Origin of the sequence: Mesorhizobium sp. XAP4, assembly GCF_029269325.1 — a bacterium.
Taxonomy (GTDB): Bacteria; Pseudomonadota; Alphaproteobacteria; order Rhizobiales; family Rhizobiaceae; genus Mesorhizobium; species Mesorhizobium ciceri.
Genome location: NZ_JARIXW010000003.1, coordinates 497,014 through 515,793, shown reverse-complemented (window position 1 = coordinate 515,793; position 18,780 = coordinate 497,014). Strand labels below are relative to the sequence as shown.

The window sequence follows — 18,780 nt, the reverse complement described above, 5'->3', positions numbered from 1 at the left end:
GAGGAACAGGGTGGAAACGGCCATTGCGAGGCACGGTTCGCCCGAGGTGAATGACAGTCTCATTCACCGCGGCACCAACCAGAGCGGCATGCGCGATCACAATGAGCGGTTGGTGCTGTCGCTGGTGCGTCAACACGGCAGCCTGGCAAAATCCGACATCGCCCGCATGACCGGACTTTCGGCGCAGACGGTTTCCGTCATCATGCGCGAGCTGGAGGAAGAAAGCCTCCTGCTGCGTCAGGCGCCGTTGCGCGGCAAGATCGGCCAGCCTTCCATCCCGATGGCGCTCAATCCCGAAGGCGCTTTCTTCATCGGCCTGAAGATCGGCCGCCGCAGCGCTGAACTGGTGTTGATCGACTTCCTTGGCAATGTCCGTTCGATGCTGCAGCATTCCTATCGCTACCCGGCGCCGCGCGAGACGGTGGACTTCGTCAGCAACGGCATGCGGCAGATGCGCGGCGAGCTGACGCCCGCGCAAGACAAGCGCATCGCCGGGCTGGGCATCGCCATGCCGTTCGAATTGTGGAACTGGGCCGATACCGCCGGCGCCCCGCGCGACGTGATGGACGAATGGCGTCACCGCGACATCAGGGCCGACATCCAGGCGCAATGCGATTTTCCGGTCTATTTGCAGAACGACGCCACGTCGGCCTGCGGCGCCGAACTCGTCTTCGGGCAGGCGGGCGCTGCGCGTGACTTCGTCTATTTCTATATCGGCGCCTTTGCCGGTGGCGGCATCGTGCTGAACGGCCGGCTTTTTGGCGGCCCGACCGGCAATGCCGGAGCGCTCGGCTCCATGCCCGTGCCCGGGCCGGACGGCAAGCCGACCCAACTGATCGATGTCGCTTCCATCGCCATGCTCGAAAAGGCGCTCAATGCGCGCGGCATCGAGGCCTCGCATCTGTGGACCTCGCCGGAAGACTGGGGCGAGATCGGACCCGAACTCGACGGCTGGATCGCCAGCGCCTCAAGGGCGCTCGCTTACGCCATCGTCGCCGCATCCTCGATCATCGATTTCGAAGCGGCGGTGATCGACGGCTGGATGCCGAAGGCGGTGCGCCGCCAGCTGGTCGACGCCATCATTGCGGCAATCGCCACGATCGACGGCGAAGGCTTGAAGCTGCCCGCCATTCGCGAGGGAACCGTCGGTATCCATGCCCGGGCGCTCGGCGGCGCCAGCCTGCCGCTTTCCGAACGCTTCCTGATCGGCTCGACGACGATTTCCAGGAGCGCCTGATGCTGGTCGGAATCCCGGCGCTGCTCGGTCCGGAGCTTCTGGCGATCCTGCGCGGCATGGGCCATGGCGACGAAATCGCCCTTGTCGACGGAAACTATCCGGCGGAACAGCAGGCAACCCGACTGGTACGCGCCGATGGCCACCCTCTTATCCCGGTACTCGACGCGATATTGAGTGTCCTGCCTGTCGATGACGCCGTGCCGGAGGCGCTGTTTCGCGCCTCGGTCCGAGGCGATCCCTCGCTTGCCGATCCTGTCCATCATGAGATCGAAGCGATCTGCGCCAAACGGGCGCCAGGCCGCAAGGTGGTTGCGCTGGCCGGCGCCGACTTCTATGCACGGGTCAAATCGGCGCATGCCATCGTCGCGACAAGCGAGCCGCGGCTCTACGCCAACATCATCATACGCAAGGGCGTGATCTATCCGCCGGAGACCAAGAAGCCATGATCCTCTGCTGCGGCGAAGCCCTGATCGACATGCTGCCGCGCACGACGACAGCGGGCGAGCCGGCCTTTGCGCCTTATGTCGGCGGCGCCGTGTTCAACACGGCAATCGCACTTGGCCGGCTCGGCGCGCCGGCCGGCTTCTTTTCCGGCCTGTCGTCGGATCTGTTCGGCGGCCAATTCCGGGATGCGCTTGGGGCGAGCAAGGTCAGTTCCACCTATGCACACACCTCGCCACGGCCAACCACGCTGGCCTTCGTCAAGCTCACCAACGGCCAGGCGACGTACACTTTCTATGACGAGAACACCGCCGGACGCATGCTGACGATCGACGATTTGCCGCAGCTCGGCAACGAGATCGAAGCCATGCTGTTCGGCGCCATCAGCCTGATTTCCGAGCCCGCCGGCAGTGCCTATGAAGAGTTCATGCGGCGCGAGCATGAAAGCCGCGTCATGATGCTCGACCCCAACATCCGGCCGAACTTCATCCCGGACAAGGCCAAGCACCTCAAGCGCATTCGCACCATGATGGCGATGGCCGACATCGTGAAACTGTCGGACGAAGACCTGAACTGGTTCGGCGAAGCCGGCTCGCATGAGGATGTCATCCGCAACTGGCTGGACCGCGGCCCGAAGCTGATCGTCGTCACCCATGGCGGCGAAGGCGCGATCGGCTACAGCAAGGAGCACGCCGTCACGGTGATGCCCGAAAGGGTCGAGGTGGTCGACACGGTCGGCGCCGGCGACACGTTCAACGCCGGCATCCTCGCCTCGCTGCACGAGCAAGGCCTGCTGACGAAGGCGGCGATTTCCGGACTGTCGGAAGACGCCATCCATAAGGCGCTGGCGCTCGGCGCGAAGGCGGCGGCAGTGACCGTGTCGCGGGCCGGCGCCAATCCACCCTGGCGACATGAAATCGCCTGAGCAACGCTCAACATAAGTTGAGCCCAATCGATCACTTTATGTTTCGCAGGGGCTCTTTCCAAGGCTATAAGGGCGGGATAGCGCCCGACGAAGCCCGGATTTCCGGCATCTGACTGACATTCGCCGGGAAAACTGGTAACGGACTGCGACACTTCCGCAATTTAGGGCTCCGCCTGCCCGGCTTTCTCGGCAAGCGCAACTCTGGTACCAGCGGCCGATTATCTGGCTAACCCATTTTGAGGCCGACATGCAGTTCATCGATCTAGGCGCGCAGCGCGAACGAATCCGCGACCGGCTGAAGGCCGCGATCGACCGTGTCGTCGACGAGGGCCGCTATATTCTTGGCCCGCAAGTCACCGAATTCGAGAACAAGCTTGCCGCCTATATCGGTACCAAGCATGTCGTGGCCTGCGCCAACGGCACCGACGCGCTGCTGTTGCCGCTGTTTGCAGCCGGCGTCGGCCCGGGTGACGCGGTGTTCGTGCCGAGCTTCACGTTCGCCGCCACCGCCGAAGTGGTGGCGCTGGCCAAGGCCGAGCCGGTGTTCGTCGATGTCGACCCGCACAGCTACAACATCGACATTGCCAGCCTCGAAGCGGCCATTGCCATGATCAAGAAGGAAGGAAGGCTGAAGCCGAAGGCAATCATTCCCGTCGATCTGTTTGGCCTTGCCGCCGATTACGAGGCGATCATGGCGATCGCCAACCGCGAAGGCCTGATGGTGATCGAGGATGCCGCCCAGTCGCTGGGCGGTTCGCTCGACGGCAAGATGTGCGGCTCCTTCGGTGCGGTCGGCTCGACCAGCTTCTATCCGGCAAAACCGCTTGGCTGCTACGGCGACGGCGGCGCGATGTTCACCAATGACGATGCGCTGGCCGAACAGCTTCGCTCGTTCGCCTTTCATGGCAAGGGCGAGACGCAGTACGACAATGTCCGCGTCGGCATCAATTCGCGGCTCGACACGATACAGGCGGCGATCCTCATCGAGAAGCTGGCCATTCTCGAAGACGAGATGGTCGCCCGGCAGGTCGTGGCAAAGCGCTATGCCGATGGGCTTGGCGACGTCGTTACCGCCGCCCGCAATCTGGACGGCAGCCGTTCGGCCTGGGCGCAATACGCCATCGAGACGCCGAAGCGCGACGAGCTGAGGGCGCATCTCGGCGAAAAGGGCATTCCGTCTGTCATCTACTATGTGAAGCCGCTGCATGCCCAGGTCGCTTATCGCGACTATCCGCGCACGCCGACCGGCCTTGCCGTTTCGGAAGACCTGCCGAAGCGGATCCTGTGCCTGCCGATGCACCCTTATCTCAGCGAAGCCGACCAGGACCGCATCATCGAGACGATCCGCAACTATATAGGCTCGAATTCGGCGCAGGCAGCGGCCGAGTAAGCTACCGGGCCTTCTCAGGCGGGGCTGACCCCTGCCCCGCCGCTGGCAATGAAATGCGGATTGGCGAAATCCTCGTCGTCGCTTTGCCGGCGCTTCCCATAGACCAGAGGCTGGCCATCGAGCGTGCGCGTCATGCCACCGGCGGCGCGCAGGATGGCGTCGCCTGCCGCCGTGTCCCATTCCATGGTGCGGCCGAAGCGCGGATAGACATCAGCCTCGGCACTGGCGAGAAGGCAGAATTTCAAGGACGAACCGACCGAGACGATTTCGGCGGCACCAAGGTCGCGAATATAGGCCTCGGTTTCCGGCGTGTTGTGGGAACGGCTGGCGACGACGGCCAGCGGCGCCACGGCCGTTCTCACCGAGATCGGCCGGCGGCCGACGATCTGGTAGCCGCCATCGATCTCGAGAGATTCCGCCCTTCCCGGCAGGCCGGAAAAGAAGCGGCCAGTGCAGGGCGCAAAGACGACGCCGACTTCCGGCACGCCATCGCGTACCAGCGCTATGTTGACGGTGAAATCGGTGCGGCGGTTGACGAATTCCTTGGTGCCGTCGAGCGGATCGATCAGGAAGAAAGCCCCATTTAGGTCGGGCGGCACGATGCCGGCGGAAGCTTCTTCCTCGGCCACGCACGGGACATCGGGAAATGCGGCACGCAGTCCGGCGAGAATGATCTTTTCGCTCTCGCGGTCCGCCTCGGTCACCGGCGAGGCGTCGGACTTGCGGTCAACCGCACAGCCGGCGTGGAACACGCGCATCACCTCGCGCCCGGCCGACAAGGCCAGGCGCTCGAAGATTTCAAGCATCAGCCTGTCGTCAGATGCCGCCGCCGCTATCATATTGGTCTTCGGCAATGTCGCGCTCGTTCAGCCAGTGTTCCAGGGCGTCGACCATCTCTTCGGCCGATTTGCCGAGTGTCTGCAGATGGATCTCCGGGGTTTCCGGCGCTTCATAAGGGGAATCGACGCCGGTGAAATTCTTGATCTCGCCATTCAGCGCGCGCGCATAGAGGCCCTTCGGATCACGCCTGGCGCATTCCTCGAAGGGCGTATCGACGAACACCTCGACGAATTCTCCGTCGGCCATCAATTCACGTGCCATGCGCCGTTCGGCGCTGAACGGCGAAATGAACGAAACAATGACGATCAACCCGGCATCGGCCATCAAACGCGCCACCTCGGCGACGCGGCGGATGTTCTCGACGCGATCGGCATCGGTAAAGCCAAGATCGCGATTGAGACCGTGACGGACGTTGTCGCCGTCGAGGATATAAGTATGACGGCCGGTGGCGAACAGCTTCTTTTCGAACAGGTTGGCGATGGTCGACTTGCCGGATCCCGACAGCCCGGTGAACCAGAACACGGCGGGCCGCTGGTTCTTCATGTCGGCGCGCACGCGCTTGCCGACATCGAGCGACTGCCAATGGATGTTTTCGGCGCGGCGCAGCGAGTGCAGGATCATGCCGGCGCCGACCGTGGCGTTGGAGATGCGGTCGATCAGGATGAAGGCGCCGGTTGTGCGGTTTTCGGCGAAGGGATCAAAGGCGATCGGCGTCCGCGTCGAGATGTTGCAGATGCCGACTTCGTTCATTTCGAGCGACTTGGCCGCTTCATGGGCAAAGTCGTTGACGTTGATCCGGTATTTCAGATCGGTGACGGTGGCGCTGGTCTGGTCGGTCTCGGTGCGCAGGATGTAGGAGCGGCCCGGCAGCAGCGCATGCTCGTCGAACCAGACGATATTGGCGGCGAACTGGTCGGCGACCTGCGGCCGTGCGGCAGGCGAAACCAGCATGTTGCCGCGCGAGATTTCGACTTCGTCGTCGAGGACGAGCGTGACGGCCTGTCCGGCAGCCGCCTGGGCGAGATCGCCGCCATACGAGACGATCCGCTTGACGCGCGAGGATTTGCCCGACTTGGCGACAACGACCTCGTCGCCGGGCGCAACCGAGCCGGAAGCGACCGTGCCGGCAAAGCCGCGAAAGTCGAGATTGGGACGATTGACATACTGGACCGGGAAACGGAACGGCAGTTCGACCATCGCTTGGTCGACCGACACGGTTTCGAGATGCTCGATCAGCGTTGGGCCGGAATACCATTCCATGCTTTCCGACCGACGGCTGACATTATCGCCATAACGGGCCGACATCGGGATCGGCACAATCGTCTGGAAGCCGAGATCGCGCGAGAATTGCCCGTAGTCTTCGACGATCCGGTCGAAAACCGTCTGATCGAAATCGACAAGATCGATCTTGTTGACGGCCAGCACGACGTGCCGGATGCCGAGCAGCGAGGCGATGATCGAATGTCGCCTTGTCTGGCGAAGCACACCCTGCCGGGCATCGATCAGCACGATCGCCAGGTCGGCGGTCGAGGCGCCGGTGGCCATGTTGCGGGTGTATTGCTCGTGGCCAGGTGTGTCGGCGACGATGAATTTGCGCTTCGGCGTGGCAAAGAAACGGTAGGCGACGTCGATGGTGATGCCTTGCTCACGCTCGGCCTCGAGGCCGTCGACCAGCAGTGCGAAATCGATGTCGTCGCCCGTCGTGCCATGCTTGCGCGAATCGCGTTCGAGCGCGGCGAGCTGGTCCTCGAAAATCTGCTTGGTGTCGGACAGCAGGCGCCCGATCAGCGTCGACTTGCCGTCATCGACCGAGCCGCAGGTCAGGAAGCGCAGCAGCGACTTCTTCTCCTGCGCCGCCAGATAGTCGCGAACGCCGTCGGTGGGGGCGAGGCTCTTTGCCATGATGTGGCGCATGGTCAAAAGTACCCCTCGCGCTTCTTCTTTTCCATCGAGCCGGCTTCATCGCGGTCGATCAGGCGACCCTGCCGTTCGGATGTCCGTGCCGTCAGCATTTCGCCGACGATGGCTTCCAGCGTGTCGGCCTCCGATTCGATGGCGCCAGTCAGCGGATAGCAGCCAAGCGTGCGGAACCGCACGAGCCGGTTCTCCACTGTCTCGTCGGGGCGGAGTTTCATGCGCTCGTCGTCCCGCAGGATCAGCATGCCGTCGCGTTCCACCACCGGCCGTTCCTTGGCGAAATAGAGCGGCACGATCGGGATACTTTCCTGCAGGATGTACTGCCAGATATCCAGCTCGGTCCAGTTCGACAGCGGAAAGACGCGGATCGATTCACCCGATGCGATGCGGGTGTTGAATATCTTCCACATTTCGGGGCGCTGGTTCTTCGGATCCCACACATGCTGGGCATTGCGGAAGGAAAAGATGCGCTCCTTGGCGCGCGATTTCTCCTCGTCGCGACGTGCGCCGCCAAAGGCCGCGTCGAAGCCGTATTTGTCGAGCGCCTGGCGCAGCGCCACGGTCTTCATGACATGGGTGTGGGTGTTCGAACCATGGTCGAACGGATTGATGTTGTCGCGCACGCCGTCTTCGTTGACATGAACCAGGAGATCGAAGCCGAGTTTCTGCGCCATCTGATCGCGAAAGGCGATCATCTCGCGGAACTTCCACGTCGTGTCGACGTGAAGAAAGGGAAATGGCGGCTTGGCGGGATAAAACGCCTTCATCGCCAGATGCATCAACACGGATGAATCCTTGCCGACCGAATAGAGCATGACCGGCTTGGCAAAGGCGGCCGCAACCTCGCGGAATATATGGATGGACTCGGCCTCAAGCCGCTGAAGATGCGTAAGCGCTGTTGTCATGGACCGTGGGCGTTCTTTCGTATTTCCAACAGAAGACCTGCCTCAAATCATCGAGCTTTTGCGCCCGGTTCGAGCCTTGTTTCTGGACAATCTTCCTCGTGCCGGCGTTCTAGCAGATCGCCGTTGTCAAGAACAATGCAAGACTGGCCCGGCCGCACATGGTTCGAGAATGAATTTTCCACAGATACCATCAAACCCGGAAATTCCTGCCCGCAAGCTCAACAACCGAGAAAACGCGGGGAAAATATTGCTTGAATGGCCGGCTACGGCTTTCAAGCGACTTCCCTTGGCCGACCGTCGCCTGCCGCCGATTTTCGGTGGCAATCCACCAGATACACTATCGAAAACGGGGGGCGGCCGCTATACCAGCTTCGGCAGCGGGCAAGCGCGTTATGAGGCATGGGCAATTTCGAGGCGAGCGCATTCAACTTCGCTAAACAAGATCCGCCGCATGACACTTGCCGAAAACAGCGAGCCCGAAAATTGAACCGGCTTTCATCCCTCACACAGCAATTCTCGCCTTCGCGGATCAACAACTACTTCTCCATCCTTTGCTTCTTTTTTCCACCGGTTCTGGGGTCGGTGGTCAGCTTTGTGTTCAATTGCGGAGGCCTTTCGTCCGCCCTGCTGATTGCTTTAGGGAAAAGGCGCTTCAACGCCGACCGGCCCATGATCTGGATGACGGTCGCGATCTATGCCTACTGCGCCGCCAATCTCCTGGCGTCCATCGTCAACAACTCGTTTGTCCGGGATGCGCCGCATCTTATCCCGCTCGTCACCTTCCTGTTTTTTCCCGTGTCCTATTCGACCTGGAGCAACACGCAGAAAACCACGCTTGCCCGCATCGTCGTGCTTTCCAGCATGGCCGCCTGCTTTGTCGCGCTGCTCATGGCCGTCATCCAGCAATATTGGATTGGCGTCAGGGCGGAGGGGGGAGCCGGAAATCCGATCGTCTTCGCAACCGTCGTCTGCCTTGCCGTGGTGACGTGTGTGGCTGGCGCCTTGTCCAGTATTGAGCAAGCCCGGACACCCCTCTTCTACGCGACACTGGCCGGGACGATCGCCGTCATCTATTCCGGCTCGCGTACCATCTGGCTGGCACTGCTGATTGCCGGCATAGCCGTCATGTTGATCAACCGGCACAGGCTCAGGGGCAGGAATGCCGTTCGCCTGCTGCTGCTGCTGGCGGCAGTCGGCGTCGTGATCGCCGCTTCCAGCTTCCAGGCGATATCCGGGCGGGTCGACTTTTTGCGCTCCGATTGGGGTGCGCTTGGAGCTAGCGGCAACTACGACACCTCGTTGGGAATACGTGTTGCGCTTTGGGAGATCGGCCTCAAAGCATTCCATGACATGCCACTGTTCGGGCACGGTGTGGGTGCAACCCAGCTTCTGATCAAACAGGGCTTTCATGAGCAGTTCGCGATGGACACAGGCTTCAACCATTTCCACAACGGCTTCCTGACCGCCTTGGTGCAAGCAGGAATTCTGGGCGCCGTGACGCTGGCAGCGATCTTTATCGTTGCCGCTGGAAATGCCGCCCGGGTCTTGCGAAACAGCAGCGATCCGAACGAGCGGTTCGGCGCCACCATGATTGTCGTCGTGGTGATCACCTATCTGACGGCCGGAATGACAGGCATCCTGGTCGGCCATGACATTCTGGACTCGGTGCTGATGGTCTTCCTGGTGAGCGGAACATATCTCGCCTCCGGACGTCATGTTCCTTTGCTGGACGAACCGGCACTTGCACCAGTCACGCAAGACCTGTCTCGGGCAAGGCCATGAAGGTTCTGGTCACGGGCGCGACAGGTTTCATCGGGCGTCTTGTCGTGCGCCACTTACGCGAAGCCGGTGCCGAGCTTCGCCTCGCCTCCCGCCATCCCGAGAGGCTTGGTTCGGAGAACGAGACTGTGCCGATGCCCGGCTTCGATGCGCCGGCCGCCGCCTTCCTGGAACTGACCCGGCATATGACTGACGTCGTCCATTGCGCTGGCCTCAACAATGATCGGGGAAATGCAACCGAAGCCGATTACCAGGCGGCCAATGTGGAACTGAGCGCAAGGCTGGCGCATGCAGCGGCGGCCCAGATAAGCGGACGTTTCATTCATCTCTCCTCGATCCGGGCGGTGATCGGCGCGCACGTCAGCGCAACGATCGACGAGGACACGCTTCCTGCCCCACAATGCGCCTATGGACGCTCGAAGCGCGAAAGCGAGATCACGGTTTTGGACGCCTATGCGTCGCATGGCCGCTCCGACGCCGCCGTGTTGCGCCTGCCTCCGGTCTATGGAAGTGGCATGAGGGGAAATCTGGCAACGCTGATGCGCCTTGCCGATACGCCGCTGCCGCTGCCGACTGGTGCCTTGACCGGAATCCGTTCGCTGATGTCTTCCGAGGCCGCGGTGCGAGCAGTGTCGCACCTGCTCAGCCATTCCGGGCTGCTTCGCCCGATCTATGTCGGCGCCGATGTGCCGCCGGTCGCCCTCGACGCCGTCATCGCCGCCTTTCGCAGAGGTTTGGGGCGGCCTGTGCGCCTGATGGCGATGCCGGCCGGGCTGATACGGCCGGTGGTGGCCGCACTCGGCAGGCGGGCGTTCTGGGACAGCCTGACCGCGACACAAATATGCGACCCCGCCCTGCTGGTATCGCAGGGGTGGACGCCCGAAGCCGGCACGCTTGAGCGGCTGGCCGAGCTGGCGCGGCTCAGCAGATCCTGACTTTCTTGCTTGACCATGATCTTTTCATGGTCTGCTCAGCGGTAGAGCGTTCCAAACAGGATCCGAAGATCGAGCCAGAACGACGCGGTGCGGAGGTAGGCAGCATCCGTTTGCGCCAAGAGCTCCGGGTTAGACATGTCGATGCCCCTGATCTGGGCCAGGCCGGTTATGCCCGGCAGCGCCGCCAAAACCCCCAGCCGCCTGCGACACTCGATCAATTCCGTCTGGGTCGGCAGGCAGGGCCGCGGCCCGACCAGGCTCATTTCCCCCTTCAAGACGTTCCAGAATTGCGGCAGCTCATCGAGCTTGAACTTCCGCAAGACCTTTCCAACCGATGTCACGGAATCCGCCGGCGCCTCATGCGAGGGTAGCGACGGCGTCCCGACATACATCGTGCGCAACTTGTGGCAGCGGAAAAGCCGACCGTCACGGCCGACCCGCACCTGTGAAAAAATAGCCGGGCCCGGCGACGATGCCCGAACGGCAAGGACGGTGAGCGCCAAGACAGGAGATGTCGCCAGCAGCAGCAGAGCCGCACCGGCAAGATCGAAGATTTGTTTGGCTGCCTTCATGAACGGCCGATAGTGCTCCCTGCCGAAGTCCCGAGGCAATGCCGCAGGCCAATGCCGTCAATCCGGTCGACGTAGCATGAGCCGATCTCTTGACCAAGCGCGCCACGCAGCCGTCGCAATGTTCAGATGCGCCCCAGGATGAAGGCGAGATAGAGCCCCAGGTTTCCGGAAACGGTCTGCCGATAGACGCCGCTTTGGTGCAGGCCTGCCAAGCGGCGGAAAAGGCCGCCGCTGCGCCCGCGGGTGAAAAGGTCGAGGCACGCCGCCGCGTCCTCGGTCAGGAGGTCGCGATTGACGGCGAGGCCATCAAGGTTGAGGTCCGTCCAGCCGGCGAATTCCCCCTTGAACAGGCGGCCAAGCCGGGACACCCTTGCTTTCCAGGACACGTTGGCGCCGACCAGGTTTGCCGCATGCTGCCGGTAGCGCACCAGCGGCCGCGGATCGTAGCGGACGATGCCGCCGGCAGCGGTCACGATGAGATAGGCCCACCAGTCGTGGCTGACGAACCCGGTCCGCGTGGAGGCCATGGCCAGCAGGTCGCGTGCCGCTGCGTTGAGCAGGATGGTGTTGCCGCCGGCGATGCTTTGCACAAGCGCGTTGCGAAAGGTTGGCGGCCGGGCAAACAAAGGCGAATGGCCGACAAGGCTTCCTGTTTCCGTCATGGTCGCGGTTCGCGAACAAAACATCAGCGGGATTTTCGCATCCTGGGTCCGCATCCAGTCGATAGCGCTCTCCAGCCTGTCGGGCTCCCAGATATCGTCCTGGTCGCAGAAGGCATAGCAGTCCGCCTCGATGCGTCGATCGACGATCATGGAGCGGAAATTGGCGGCGAAGCCTTGCCGCGGCCCCTCGACGAGCGTCATTCGACCCTTGGGCCGCCAGCGGGATTTCCATGCCTCGATGATGGCGGTCGTGCCATCGACGGAGCCATCGTCGGATATCCACAGGTCGACCAGAGGGTGCGACTGCTCGAGCAGGGACTGCAGCTGCTCCTCGATGAAGGCGGCGCCGTCTTTCGTGCCCATCAGGACCGCGATGCGCAGATCATCTTTGCTCACGAGCAAGATCGCTTTCTGATTCTGATTGGATCTATCTCTTTGATTTGGCGCAATTCCCAAAGGTAAGCGCCGTGCGCTTTTCCCGGAATTGTTCTAGGTCGCCTGCCCGGCCGTCTTCGGAATTGCGTCTTGACGTGCACTTGCCCTGGCCTTCTTGGCGCGGTCGAGACCTGCCAATGCGGCGAGCGCGGCAGCCTTGTCCTGGTTTTTCGCCGACTGCTGCAGCGCCGTGAGCGCGACCTGGACATCCGACCATTCCACGACGTCCGTGCTGAGGCCGAAAATCTTCGAGATGCCGAGTTCGACGAGTTCCTCGTCTTCGCCATGCAGCGTTTCGTGGAGTTTTTCACCCGGCCTTATGCCGGTGAACCGGATCGCGACGTCCTTGTATGGGCTCTTTCCGGACAAGCGGATCATCGTTTCGGCCACTTCAAGGATCGGCACCGGCTTGCCCATGTCGAGCATATAGACGGCATAATCGTCTCCGCTCTGCCGCGACGCGGCGTCGGCCGCCGACATGATGACGAGATCGACGGCTTCGGCCACGGTCATGAAATAGCGCGTCATGCGCCGGTCGGTGATGGTGACGGGCCCTCCGGCCTCGATCTGCGCCTGGAATATGGTCGCCACCGAACCATTGCTGCCGAAGACGTTGCCGAACCGCACTGCAATGAACTTGGTGGCCGGGCGACGCCCGCTTGTCTCGCCTGCCGGCGTGCCATGCAAGGCGCTGATGATCTGTTCGGCGGCCCGCTTCGTCATGCCGAGCACTGACGAGGGATCCACCGCCTTGTCGCTCGATATCAGGACAAATTGCGCAACCCCGCACTTGGCGGCGACCTCGGCACAGACGAGCGTTCCGAAGATATTGGTCTGGATGGCCGAATCCCAGTTTTCCTCGAGCAGCGGAACATGCTTGAGGGCCGCGGCATGAAAGATGATGTCCGGCCGGAATTCCGTGACGACACGCGTTATCTGGCGCCGGTCCGCGACATCGACGATGCGGACCTTGAGGCGGTCGTGGTCCTTCTCGTCAACATACTGGCTCAGCTGGAAAATGCCGAACTCAGAGTTGTCGGCGACCAGCACCGCCTCGGCTCCGAGTTCCAGCGACCGCCTGACCAGCGTCTGGCCGATCGAACCGGCGCCGCCGGTCACCAGAACGCGTTTGCCGCCGACAAAGGCGCCGATGCGCTGGATATCGGACGCGACCGTCGGCCGGCGCAGGATCGTTTCCATCTCGACGGTGTCGAGAACCAGCTTTCCGTGCTGTTCCAACTCCGAAAGGCCCGAGAACTGCACCACATTTATCTCGCCGTGCCGGGCAATGCGCACAAGTTCCGAATAGTCCTCGATTTCGTGCTCGGCGCCGCTGCCGAAAATCAGCAGGTCCAGGCTCTTGGTGCCGGTCGCATAGTCTTCCAGGACATCGATCAGGCGCGGCATGGTCGCCACTACGGGAACACCTTGAATCCGCGTGCCCAACGGTGCGCCGCGCTCGGTGGCCATGATGCCTGCGATGGAATAGTCCGCCGGTTGCGCCGTGCGGGTGAAGCGAATGATCAGGTCGGCCTCGCCGAGCCGGCCGACAAACAGAGCGCGCTTGGCCTGCTGGTCGGTCTTGCGGCTCAGAATCCCCCAGCTCGCGCCGTCACGCAGGAAGCGGTAGAACAGCCGGGGTGCCGATATGATGGTGAAGGAGACGAGGAAGAAGACGATGAACTGACGCTCGTTGAGCCCCGCCACCGGCCGGTAAAAACGCAGCAGCAGCGACGCCATGTAAAGAGTGAACGTCAAAATCGCGCAGCTCTTCAGGATGTTGAAAAAGTCCGGCGTCGAGGCGAAGCGCCACACGGTGGTGTAAAGGCCACTGTAGCGGAACAACAAATGGCTGATGACGACGATGCCCGCCCATGTCGCCAAGCCCTCCTCAGAGAACGCTTCGAACGAAAGATTCGACCGCGAAAGGATAAGGCTGAGTGCCACGGCGACCAGGACCATGACCACGTCCTGGACCATGATGAAGGCGCGCCGCATCTGTGGCCTGAGCCCGAACACAGCTTCTAGGTGGGAGTTCATTGGACGGCACTAGACTCCAGGCTCAAGGGCATCGACACCAGCGAGGTGCGAACACGAAGATACTTCGCGATCAATCACCTTACCCAAGTGCCATCCCCGACCCCCGCCGTCCTGTATCGCATACTGCGGGTGCGAGGGCATAGCCAGAGGTTTTTTCGGACAAGAGCGTGAATACGAGTAAGCTTGACGCCCTGTTACTGGATCGGTGGAGTCCGATCGGTGCGTTGCGATTTGGACACTGCCGCCGCGTCAGCGTTGTTTCGGTTTTGCCGCAATTGACTCTGCTCTCGACCTCGCTACGACGCAACTGGTCGAAATGGCTATGAAGGCCAAGTTTGCGGGTCGAGTGCGTGCAGAGGACAAAGCTACCAGAGGTGGGGCGCGGGCGCGCCACATTATAGTCATAACATGTCGCGACATGATGGCACGCTGGCCATTTCCATACTGGGACGGCCTTCAGAGACGTAATGACTCGGTTGCAGCTTCCAAAACCGGCGTAGAGTACAGGCAAGGCTCATGATCGCAGAAGCCAGCTCTGTGGCTTGCCCATCCATGGGATACAATTATGGCTGTTGCCGCGACGACAATGAAGAGTTCGAAGTTAAAGCGAGAAAGCCAGGGCGAGCGCACCTGCTTGATGGTTCTTGGCATGCATCGGTCCGGCACCAGCGCGTTGGCCGGCGTGCTTCAACTGCTGGGTGTTGCTCCACCAAAGAACTTGATTCCCGCCGACGAAAGCAACCGGACAGGTTATTGGGAACCATTGCATCTGGCCCTGCTGAACGAGCAGCTCTTGCTCGAACTTGGTAGCCGGTGGGACGATTGGAGGCCGGTCCGGGTCGAGGAACTGTCGGCAAGCCGGTTAAGATTCTACCACGACGAGATCGCTCGCCTACTCGATGGCGAATATGGCGGCATGCCAACGATCGTGCTCAAGGAGCCGCGGATTTCGCGCATTGTGCCGATCTATCAGCAACTGCTTACATCGCTCAGGTACAAGACTGACTATGTAACGATCACTCGCAATCCACTGTCGGTCGCCAAATCGCTGGCAAAGCGCGACGGAATGGATCTGGGATTCGCCTCCCTCGTTTGGCTGAACTACGTTCTGGCCTCCGAGAGAAGCACTAGGAATTCACCTCGTGTCTTCTTGTCGTACGAGTCGATGGTTCGAGATTTCGGGCCTGCCCTGGAGAAGATCTCAGAACGATTTTCGATCGAATGGCCGCGCAAGATTAGCTCTGTCGAGAAAGAAATTGCAGCTTATCTGTCGACTGATCACCAGCACCATCTGGCGAGCGTCGACTTGCTCATGGCTAATGATGGCGTGCCGGATCTGGTCAAGCGAGCCTATGTTGCCATGCTCGACCTCGAGGAAGACGCGTCTTCGCCAGCAGCGACCGCCGAACTCGATGCAATCTATGACGAATTTGAGGACAGTTGGCTGCCGGCTGGCCAAGTCATGTTTGCCGAATTGCTGGCGCGTGAGACCAAGGCGCGCCTCGCGCCGACAACCGATTACGCCGCCACAGAGTTAAGACTGGTCGGCAATGTCCGGGCGCTGATGTCTCAAGTCGATCAACTTAGCGCGGAACGCGATGCGTTGAAATCAAAGATCGTAGCGATGGTTGAGGACCAGAACCCAATGGAAGGGCAGGCGGTCGAGGGTGAGATAAGAGCAGAGCGACTGAAGTCAAGCGAGTTGGCCACCGAGTTGGCCACAAGGATCGGTGAGATTGCGAGCTTGAATGCCGAACTCTCAACGCGCTCGGCGCAACTCGCAGATTCGAGACAGGAAATCGCAAGGTATGTCAGCCAGATGTCAGCTCTCCAGGCAGATTTGAGATCGCTCACCGAGCAGTACGACAGCCGGGGCCTGGACGTTTCGACCCTGAGGGACCAAGCAGAACAACTGCGATTGGAGATCGCCGCCAAGTCAAGCGAGTTGGCCACGAGAATCGATGAGATCGCGAGCTTGAATGCCGAGCTCTCAACGCGCTCGGCACAACTCACAGATGCGAGACAGGAAATCGCAAAGCATGTCAGCCAGATGTCAGCTCTCCAAGCGGATTTAGGATCGCTCACCGAGCAGTACGACAAGCAGGGCCTTGACGTTTCGGCCCTGAGAGGCCAATTGGCGGCCGTGACGGAAAGCCTTCAGGCAGCGGCGCGCGAGCTAACGCTTATCCACGAGAGCAAATCGTGGAAAGTTGCGAAAGCATTGTCAAAGCTTGCTTTGCCGATCCGAAAGATTGGCGCAGACACACGAGGCACGGATAAGTGAGCGCAAAACAGAAGACATCAGCAGATATCTACGTTTTCGATGTCGACCCGAATTCGGACACGGCTGCGGCAAATGTGTTGCGGTTAGTCGGCAGGGATAAGGATGTCCTCGAAATCGGCGCCGGACCGGGGTCGATCGCCAAGCCACTGATAGCTCTGAACGGCTGTCGGGTTACCGCGCTCGAATATGATCCGAACTGCATTCCGATCCTGAAGAGCTTTTGCGTCGACGCGGTCCAGGGCGATCTCAACACGCCAGGATGGGGCGAGGTCTTCGGTGAGCGACGCTTCGATGCCGTCGTCATCGCGGATGTGCTCGAGCATCTGGTCAATCCCTGGGAGACATTGAGGGAGGTCACCCGCTATCTGCGGCCTGGCGGCAGCGTGGTCTCGTCGATCCCCAACGCCAATCATGCCGCAATGATGGCGATGATGCTTGATGACAATGTCGACTACCGGGACTGGGGCCTTCTCGATCGCACACATATCCGCTTCTTTGGCGCCAAGAACCTTCAGCACCTCTTCCGCCAAGCCAATCTGAAGATCGTCGACGCGCTCTTTGTCGTGCGGACGCCCGAGATGACAGAGTTCGCCGAGAACTGGAAGAAAACGCCCGAACAAGTCCGGGCAGCTTTGGAACTCGGCGCCTATTCGCAGATCTATCAGACGGTCGTGAAGGCAGAACTGGCGAACTCGCCGAAGAATGAGTTTGTCCTGCTCGATCGCGCGCCCCCGAAAATCGGCAAGCCTGTTTCGAATTTGCCGTTTGTCCCGCCGCCACACTATTCGCCACAGCAGCGACCGACGTTCAGAACGATGGTTGGCCGCATGCTCGGCCCGACCGGCCGTCGCATCGTGAAGTCGATCCTGAGCATGCGATAATGGCGCTGCGTTATGTTGCCTACTATCTGCCGCAGTTCCATCCGTTCCCCGAGAACGATGAATGGTGGGGCAAAGGGTTCACCGAATGGACCAACGTTGCGAAGGCGGAGCCGCTCTACGATGGCCATAATCAACCGCGCTATCCGACCGATTTCGGCTACTACGACCTTCGCGTCCTGGACACCATCCGCGATCAGGCCGAGGTCGCTAGGGAGCACGGGATCGACGCTTTCTGCTTTCACTACTACTGGTTCGACGGCCACCGGCTGATGGAGAAGCCGGTCGATGCTTTCCTGACCGACAAGAGCATCGACATGGGCTTCTGCCTGTGCTGGGCGAACGAAAACTGGACCCGCCGATGGGACGCCGCCGAGCACGAGGTTCTAATCGCGCAGACCTATGGTCCGGATTGGGAGTTGCGCTTCATCGAAAGCCTCTTTCCCTATTTCAAGGATCCCCGCTATCTGCGGGTCGATGGCAAGCCGTTGCTGGTCGTCTACCGGCCGCAGCATCTTCCTGACGCCAAGGCCGCAGGTAAGCGCTGGCGGGAGCATTGCCGCAAGATGGGTATCGGCGAAATTCACATCGTGAACGCGCTCGTTCACGGCAATAACGACTACGAGCAGTATGAGTTCGACGCAGGCGTCGAGTTCCCGCCGCACAACATGAAATTCCATGGTGTGAAGGAGATCGTGCCGACCTATAAGCCATTCGAAGGCTACCCGGTCGAATATGCCAACGTTGCGCGCGATTTCCTATCGAGGGACCATAGCCGCAAGCGGATCTATCGAACCGTTTTCCCTGATTGGGACAATACGGCCCGGGTAAAGAATCGCTCATTGATCGTTCTTGGCTCCACCGTTGCAAATTATGAGCGCTGGCTGCGGGGATCGAGTTCGCTGACGCGCGCCAATCGCGCGGAAGGCGATCAACTGGTCTTCATCAATGCTTGGAACGAATGGGCCGAGGGATGCTATCTCGAACCAGACCGGAGACACGGCCGGGGGTTCCTGGAGGCCACGCTTCGCGTGAAAAATGGCATGTCGATGGTTGACGATATTTACGACGTTGCGCCGGAACGCGTGCGGTTCGAACTCAGGCAGCAATTAGCGGCGATCCCCGAGGAAGCCAGGGACGCCGAAATCGCAAAGCTCCGTGCCGCAAAAATCCGGGAAGTCGCTGACCTCGATGGCAAGGTGACTTTGCTCAAGCAGGAAGCCAGCCGCTTGCAGTCCGGGAATGAAACCGCTCCTGAGCCGCAGCGCGAAATCACGGAAACTGCGGCGAGAAGCATTCAAAAGGCGCGGGACGCCCAAGCGGTTGAGCAACCTCAGCCGAAGCTGACGACGACGAGCCCGGCGGTCCTGACGATGCCTGAACCCGGTTCGATCAAGGTGCCCCTGAAGTTCAGGGTGGCGCACCGGCTTTACGACAGGCCAATGATGTTCAAGGCCGTCCGCTTTGCCTATCGTGCCGCGAAACGCGTGGTTAATCCGTCCTCTGCAACCGAGCCGGCGCAAAAAAAAAAGTAATCGCT

Annotated in this window: 16 protein-coding genes; 10 read left to right on the top strand and 6 right to left on the bottom strand. The window is 61.0% G+C overall.

Annotated features, from left to right (window positions below):
* Positions 1 to 10 precede the first annotated feature (10 nt).
* The 4 genes from P3C39_RS15935 to P3C39_RS15920 all read left to right on the top strand — a co-directional run bounded on the left by P3C39_RS15935 (position 11) and on the right by P3C39_RS15920 (position 3,993).
* Positions 11 to 1,237: an ROK family protein gene (locus tag P3C39_RS15935; RefSeq protein WP_024503692.1), complete on the top strand. Its 1,227-nt coding sequence runs from the start codon at positions 11 to 13 to the stop codon at positions 1,235 to 1,237.
* Positions 1,237 to 1,683: an RbsD/FucU domain-containing protein gene (locus tag P3C39_RS15930; RefSeq protein WP_275953698.1), complete on the top strand. Its 447-nt coding sequence runs from the start codon at positions 1,237 to 1,239 to the stop codon at positions 1,681 to 1,683. The genes P3C39_RS15935 and P3C39_RS15930 overlap by 1 nt, the downstream gene beginning before the upstream one ends.
* Positions 1,680 to 2,603, top strand: coding sequence for a carbohydrate kinase (locus P3C39_RS15925; protein WP_224621068.1), 924 nt, complete (start codon positions 1,680 to 1,682; stop codon positions 2,601 to 2,603). Before P3C39_RS15930 ends, P3C39_RS15925 begins: the two co-directional genes overlap by 4 nt.
* A 247-nt stretch (positions 2,604 to 2,850) precedes the next feature.
* The gene (locus tag P3C39_RS15920) at positions 2,851 to 3,993 is read left to right on the top strand and encodes a DegT/DnrJ/EryC1/StrS aminotransferase family protein (RefSeq protein ID WP_275953700.1); all 1,143 of its coding nucleotides are present in this window, start codon (positions 2,851 to 2,853) and stop codon (positions 3,991 to 3,993) included.
* 14 nt (positions 3,994 to 4,007) lie between these two features.
* On the opposite strand, the gene cysQ is transcribed toward P3C39_RS15920, so the two are convergent.
* Genes cysQ through cysD form a run of 3 tightly spaced genes read right to left on the bottom strand, consistent with a single transcriptional unit; the run spans position 4,008 to position 7,655 of the window.
* Positions 4,008 to 4,799, bottom strand: coding sequence for a 3'(2'),5'-bisphosphate nucleotidase CysQ (cysQ, locus tag P3C39_RS15915; RefSeq protein ID WP_027164096.1), 792 nt, complete (start codon positions 4,797 to 4,799; stop codon positions 4,008 to 4,010).
* A 10-nt stretch (positions 4,800 to 4,809) separates the two neighbouring features.
* The gene (cysN, locus tag P3C39_RS15910) at positions 4,810 to 6,747 is read right to left on the bottom strand and encodes a sulfate adenylyltransferase subunit CysN (RefSeq protein ID WP_024503688.1); all 1,938 of its coding nucleotides are present in this window, start codon (positions 6,745 to 6,747) and stop codon (positions 4,810 to 4,812) included.
* Positions 6,748 to 6,749: 2 nt separating this feature from the next.
* Positions 6,750 to 7,655 carry a sulfate adenylyltransferase subunit CysD gene (gene cysD, locus P3C39_RS15905; RefSeq protein ID WP_013532711.1) on the bottom strand — a complete coding sequence of 302 codons (906 nt, stop codon included), beginning with the start codon at positions 7,653 to 7,655 and terminating at the stop codon, positions 6,750 to 6,752.
* Here cysD and P3C39_RS15900 point away from each other — a divergent pair.
* The 3 genes from P3C39_RS15900 to P3C39_RS15890 are packed head-to-tail and all read left to right on the top strand — an operon-like array spanning position 7,654 to position 10,369.
* Entirely contained in the window at positions 7,654 to 8,142 is a 489-nt protein-coding gene (locus P3C39_RS15900) for a hypothetical protein (RefSeq protein WP_127224166.1), read from the top strand. The genes cysD and P3C39_RS15900 overlap by 2 nt on opposite strands.
* Positions 8,139 to 9,437: an O-antigen ligase gene (locus P3C39_RS15895; RefSeq protein WP_063171706.1), complete on the top strand. Its 1,299-nt coding sequence runs from the start codon at positions 8,139 to 8,141 to the stop codon at positions 9,435 to 9,437. The genes P3C39_RS15900 and P3C39_RS15895 overlap by 4 nt, the downstream gene beginning before the upstream one ends.
* Positions 9,434 to 10,369 (top strand): NAD-dependent epimerase/dehydratase family protein, encoded by a 936-nt coding sequence (locus P3C39_RS15890; protein WP_064995166.1) that lies wholly within the window; start codon positions 9,434 to 9,436, stop codon positions 10,367 to 10,369. The genes P3C39_RS15895 and P3C39_RS15890 overlap by 4 nt, the downstream gene beginning before the upstream one ends.
* A gap of 35 nt (positions 10,370 to 10,404) precedes the next feature.
* Here P3C39_RS15890 and P3C39_RS15885 read toward each other — a convergent pair whose 3' ends face one another.
* The 3 genes from P3C39_RS15885 to P3C39_RS15875 all read right to left on the bottom strand — a co-directional run bounded on the left by P3C39_RS15885 (position 10,405) and on the right by P3C39_RS15875 (position 14,078).
* Complete coding sequence (locus P3C39_RS15885; protein WP_275953701.1) at positions 10,405 to 10,941, bottom strand: sugar transferase; 537 nt, start codon at positions 10,939 to 10,941, stop codon at positions 10,405 to 10,407.
* 122 nt (positions 10,942 to 11,063) lie between these two features.
* The gene (locus tag P3C39_RS15880; RefSeq protein WP_275953702.1) at positions 11,064 to 11,999 is read right to left on the bottom strand and encodes a glycosyltransferase family 2 protein; all 936 of its coding nucleotides are present in this window, start codon (positions 11,997 to 11,999) and stop codon (positions 11,064 to 11,066) included.
* A gap of 93 nt (positions 12,000 to 12,092) precedes the next feature.
* Positions 12,093 to 14,078 carry a nucleoside-diphosphate sugar epimerase/dehydratase gene (locus P3C39_RS15875; protein ID WP_275953703.1) on the bottom strand — a complete coding sequence of 662 codons (1,986 nt, stop codon included), beginning with the start codon at positions 14,076 to 14,078 and terminating at the stop codon, positions 12,093 to 12,095.
* A 565-nt stretch (positions 14,079 to 14,643) separates the two neighbouring features.
* Between P3C39_RS15875 and P3C39_RS15870 the strand changes: the two genes are divergently transcribed.
* From P3C39_RS15870 to P3C39_RS15860, 3 genes are read left to right on the top strand one after another with little or no spacing between them, the layout of a single operon-like run.
* Positions 14,644 to 16,362 carry a sulfotransferase family protein gene (locus P3C39_RS15870; protein WP_013532717.1) on the top strand — a complete coding sequence of 573 codons (1,719 nt, stop codon included), beginning with the start codon at positions 14,644 to 14,646 and terminating at the stop codon, positions 16,360 to 16,362.
* Entirely contained in the window at positions 16,359 to 17,243 is an 885-nt protein-coding gene (locus tag P3C39_RS15865; protein ID WP_013532718.1) for a class I SAM-dependent methyltransferase, read from the top strand. Before P3C39_RS15870 ends, P3C39_RS15865 begins: the two co-directional genes overlap by 4 nt.
* Positions 17,243 to 18,775 (top strand): glycoside hydrolase family 99-like domain-containing protein, encoded by a 1,533-nt coding sequence (locus P3C39_RS15860; RefSeq protein WP_275953704.1) that lies wholly within the window; start codon positions 17,243 to 17,245, stop codon positions 18,773 to 18,775. The genes P3C39_RS15865 and P3C39_RS15860 overlap by 1 nt, the downstream gene beginning before the upstream one ends.
* Positions 18,776 to 18,780 lie beyond the last annotated feature (5 nt).

Bases quoted from the DNA above. Each gene is read 5' to 3' on its own strand.
- P3C39_RS15890 (WP_064995166.1), top strand. From the start codon at position 9,434: ATGAAGGTTCTGGTCACGGGCGCGACAGGTTTCATCGGGCGTCTTGTC.
- P3C39_RS15875 (WP_275953703.1), bottom strand. From the start codon at position 14,078: ATGAACTCCCACCTAGAAGCTGTGTTCGGGCTCAGGCCACAGATGCGG.
- P3C39_RS15885 (WP_275953701.1), bottom strand. From the start codon at position 10,941: ATGAAGGCAGCCAAACAAATCTTCGATCTTGCCGGTGCGGCTCTGCTG.
- cysQ (WP_027164096.1), bottom strand. From the start codon at position 4,799: ATGCTTGAAATCTTCGAGCGCCTGGCCTTGTCGGCCGGGCGCGAGGTG.
- P3C39_RS15930 (WP_275953698.1), top strand. From the start codon at position 1,237: ATGCTGGTCGGAATCCCGGCGCTGCTCGGTCCGGAGCTTCTGGCGATC.
- P3C39_RS15920 (WP_275953700.1), top strand. From the start codon at position 2,851: ATGCAGTTCATCGATCTAGGCGCGCAGCGCGAACGAATCCGCGACCGG.
- P3C39_RS15870 (WP_013532717.1), top strand. From the start codon at position 14,644: ATGGCTGTTGCCGCGACGACAATGAAGAGTTCGAAGTTAAAGCGAGAA.
- P3C39_RS15900 (WP_127224166.1), top strand. From the start codon at position 7,654: ATGGACCGTGGGCGTTCTTTCGTATTTCCAACAGAAGACCTGCCTCAA.
- cysD (WP_013532711.1), bottom strand. From the start codon at position 7,655: ATGACAACAGCGCTTACGCATCTTCAGCGGCTTGAGGCCGAGTCCATC.
- P3C39_RS15925 (WP_224621068.1), top strand. From the start codon at position 1,680: ATGATCCTCTGCTGCGGCGAAGCCCTGATCGACATGCTGCCGCGCACG.
- P3C39_RS15860 (WP_275953704.1), top strand. From the start codon at position 17,243: ATGGCGCTGCGTTATGTTGCCTACTATCTGCCGCAGTTCCATCCGTTC.
- cysN (WP_024503688.1), bottom strand. From the start codon at position 6,747: ATGCGCCACATCATGGCAAAGAGCCTCGCCCCCACCGACGGCGTTCGC.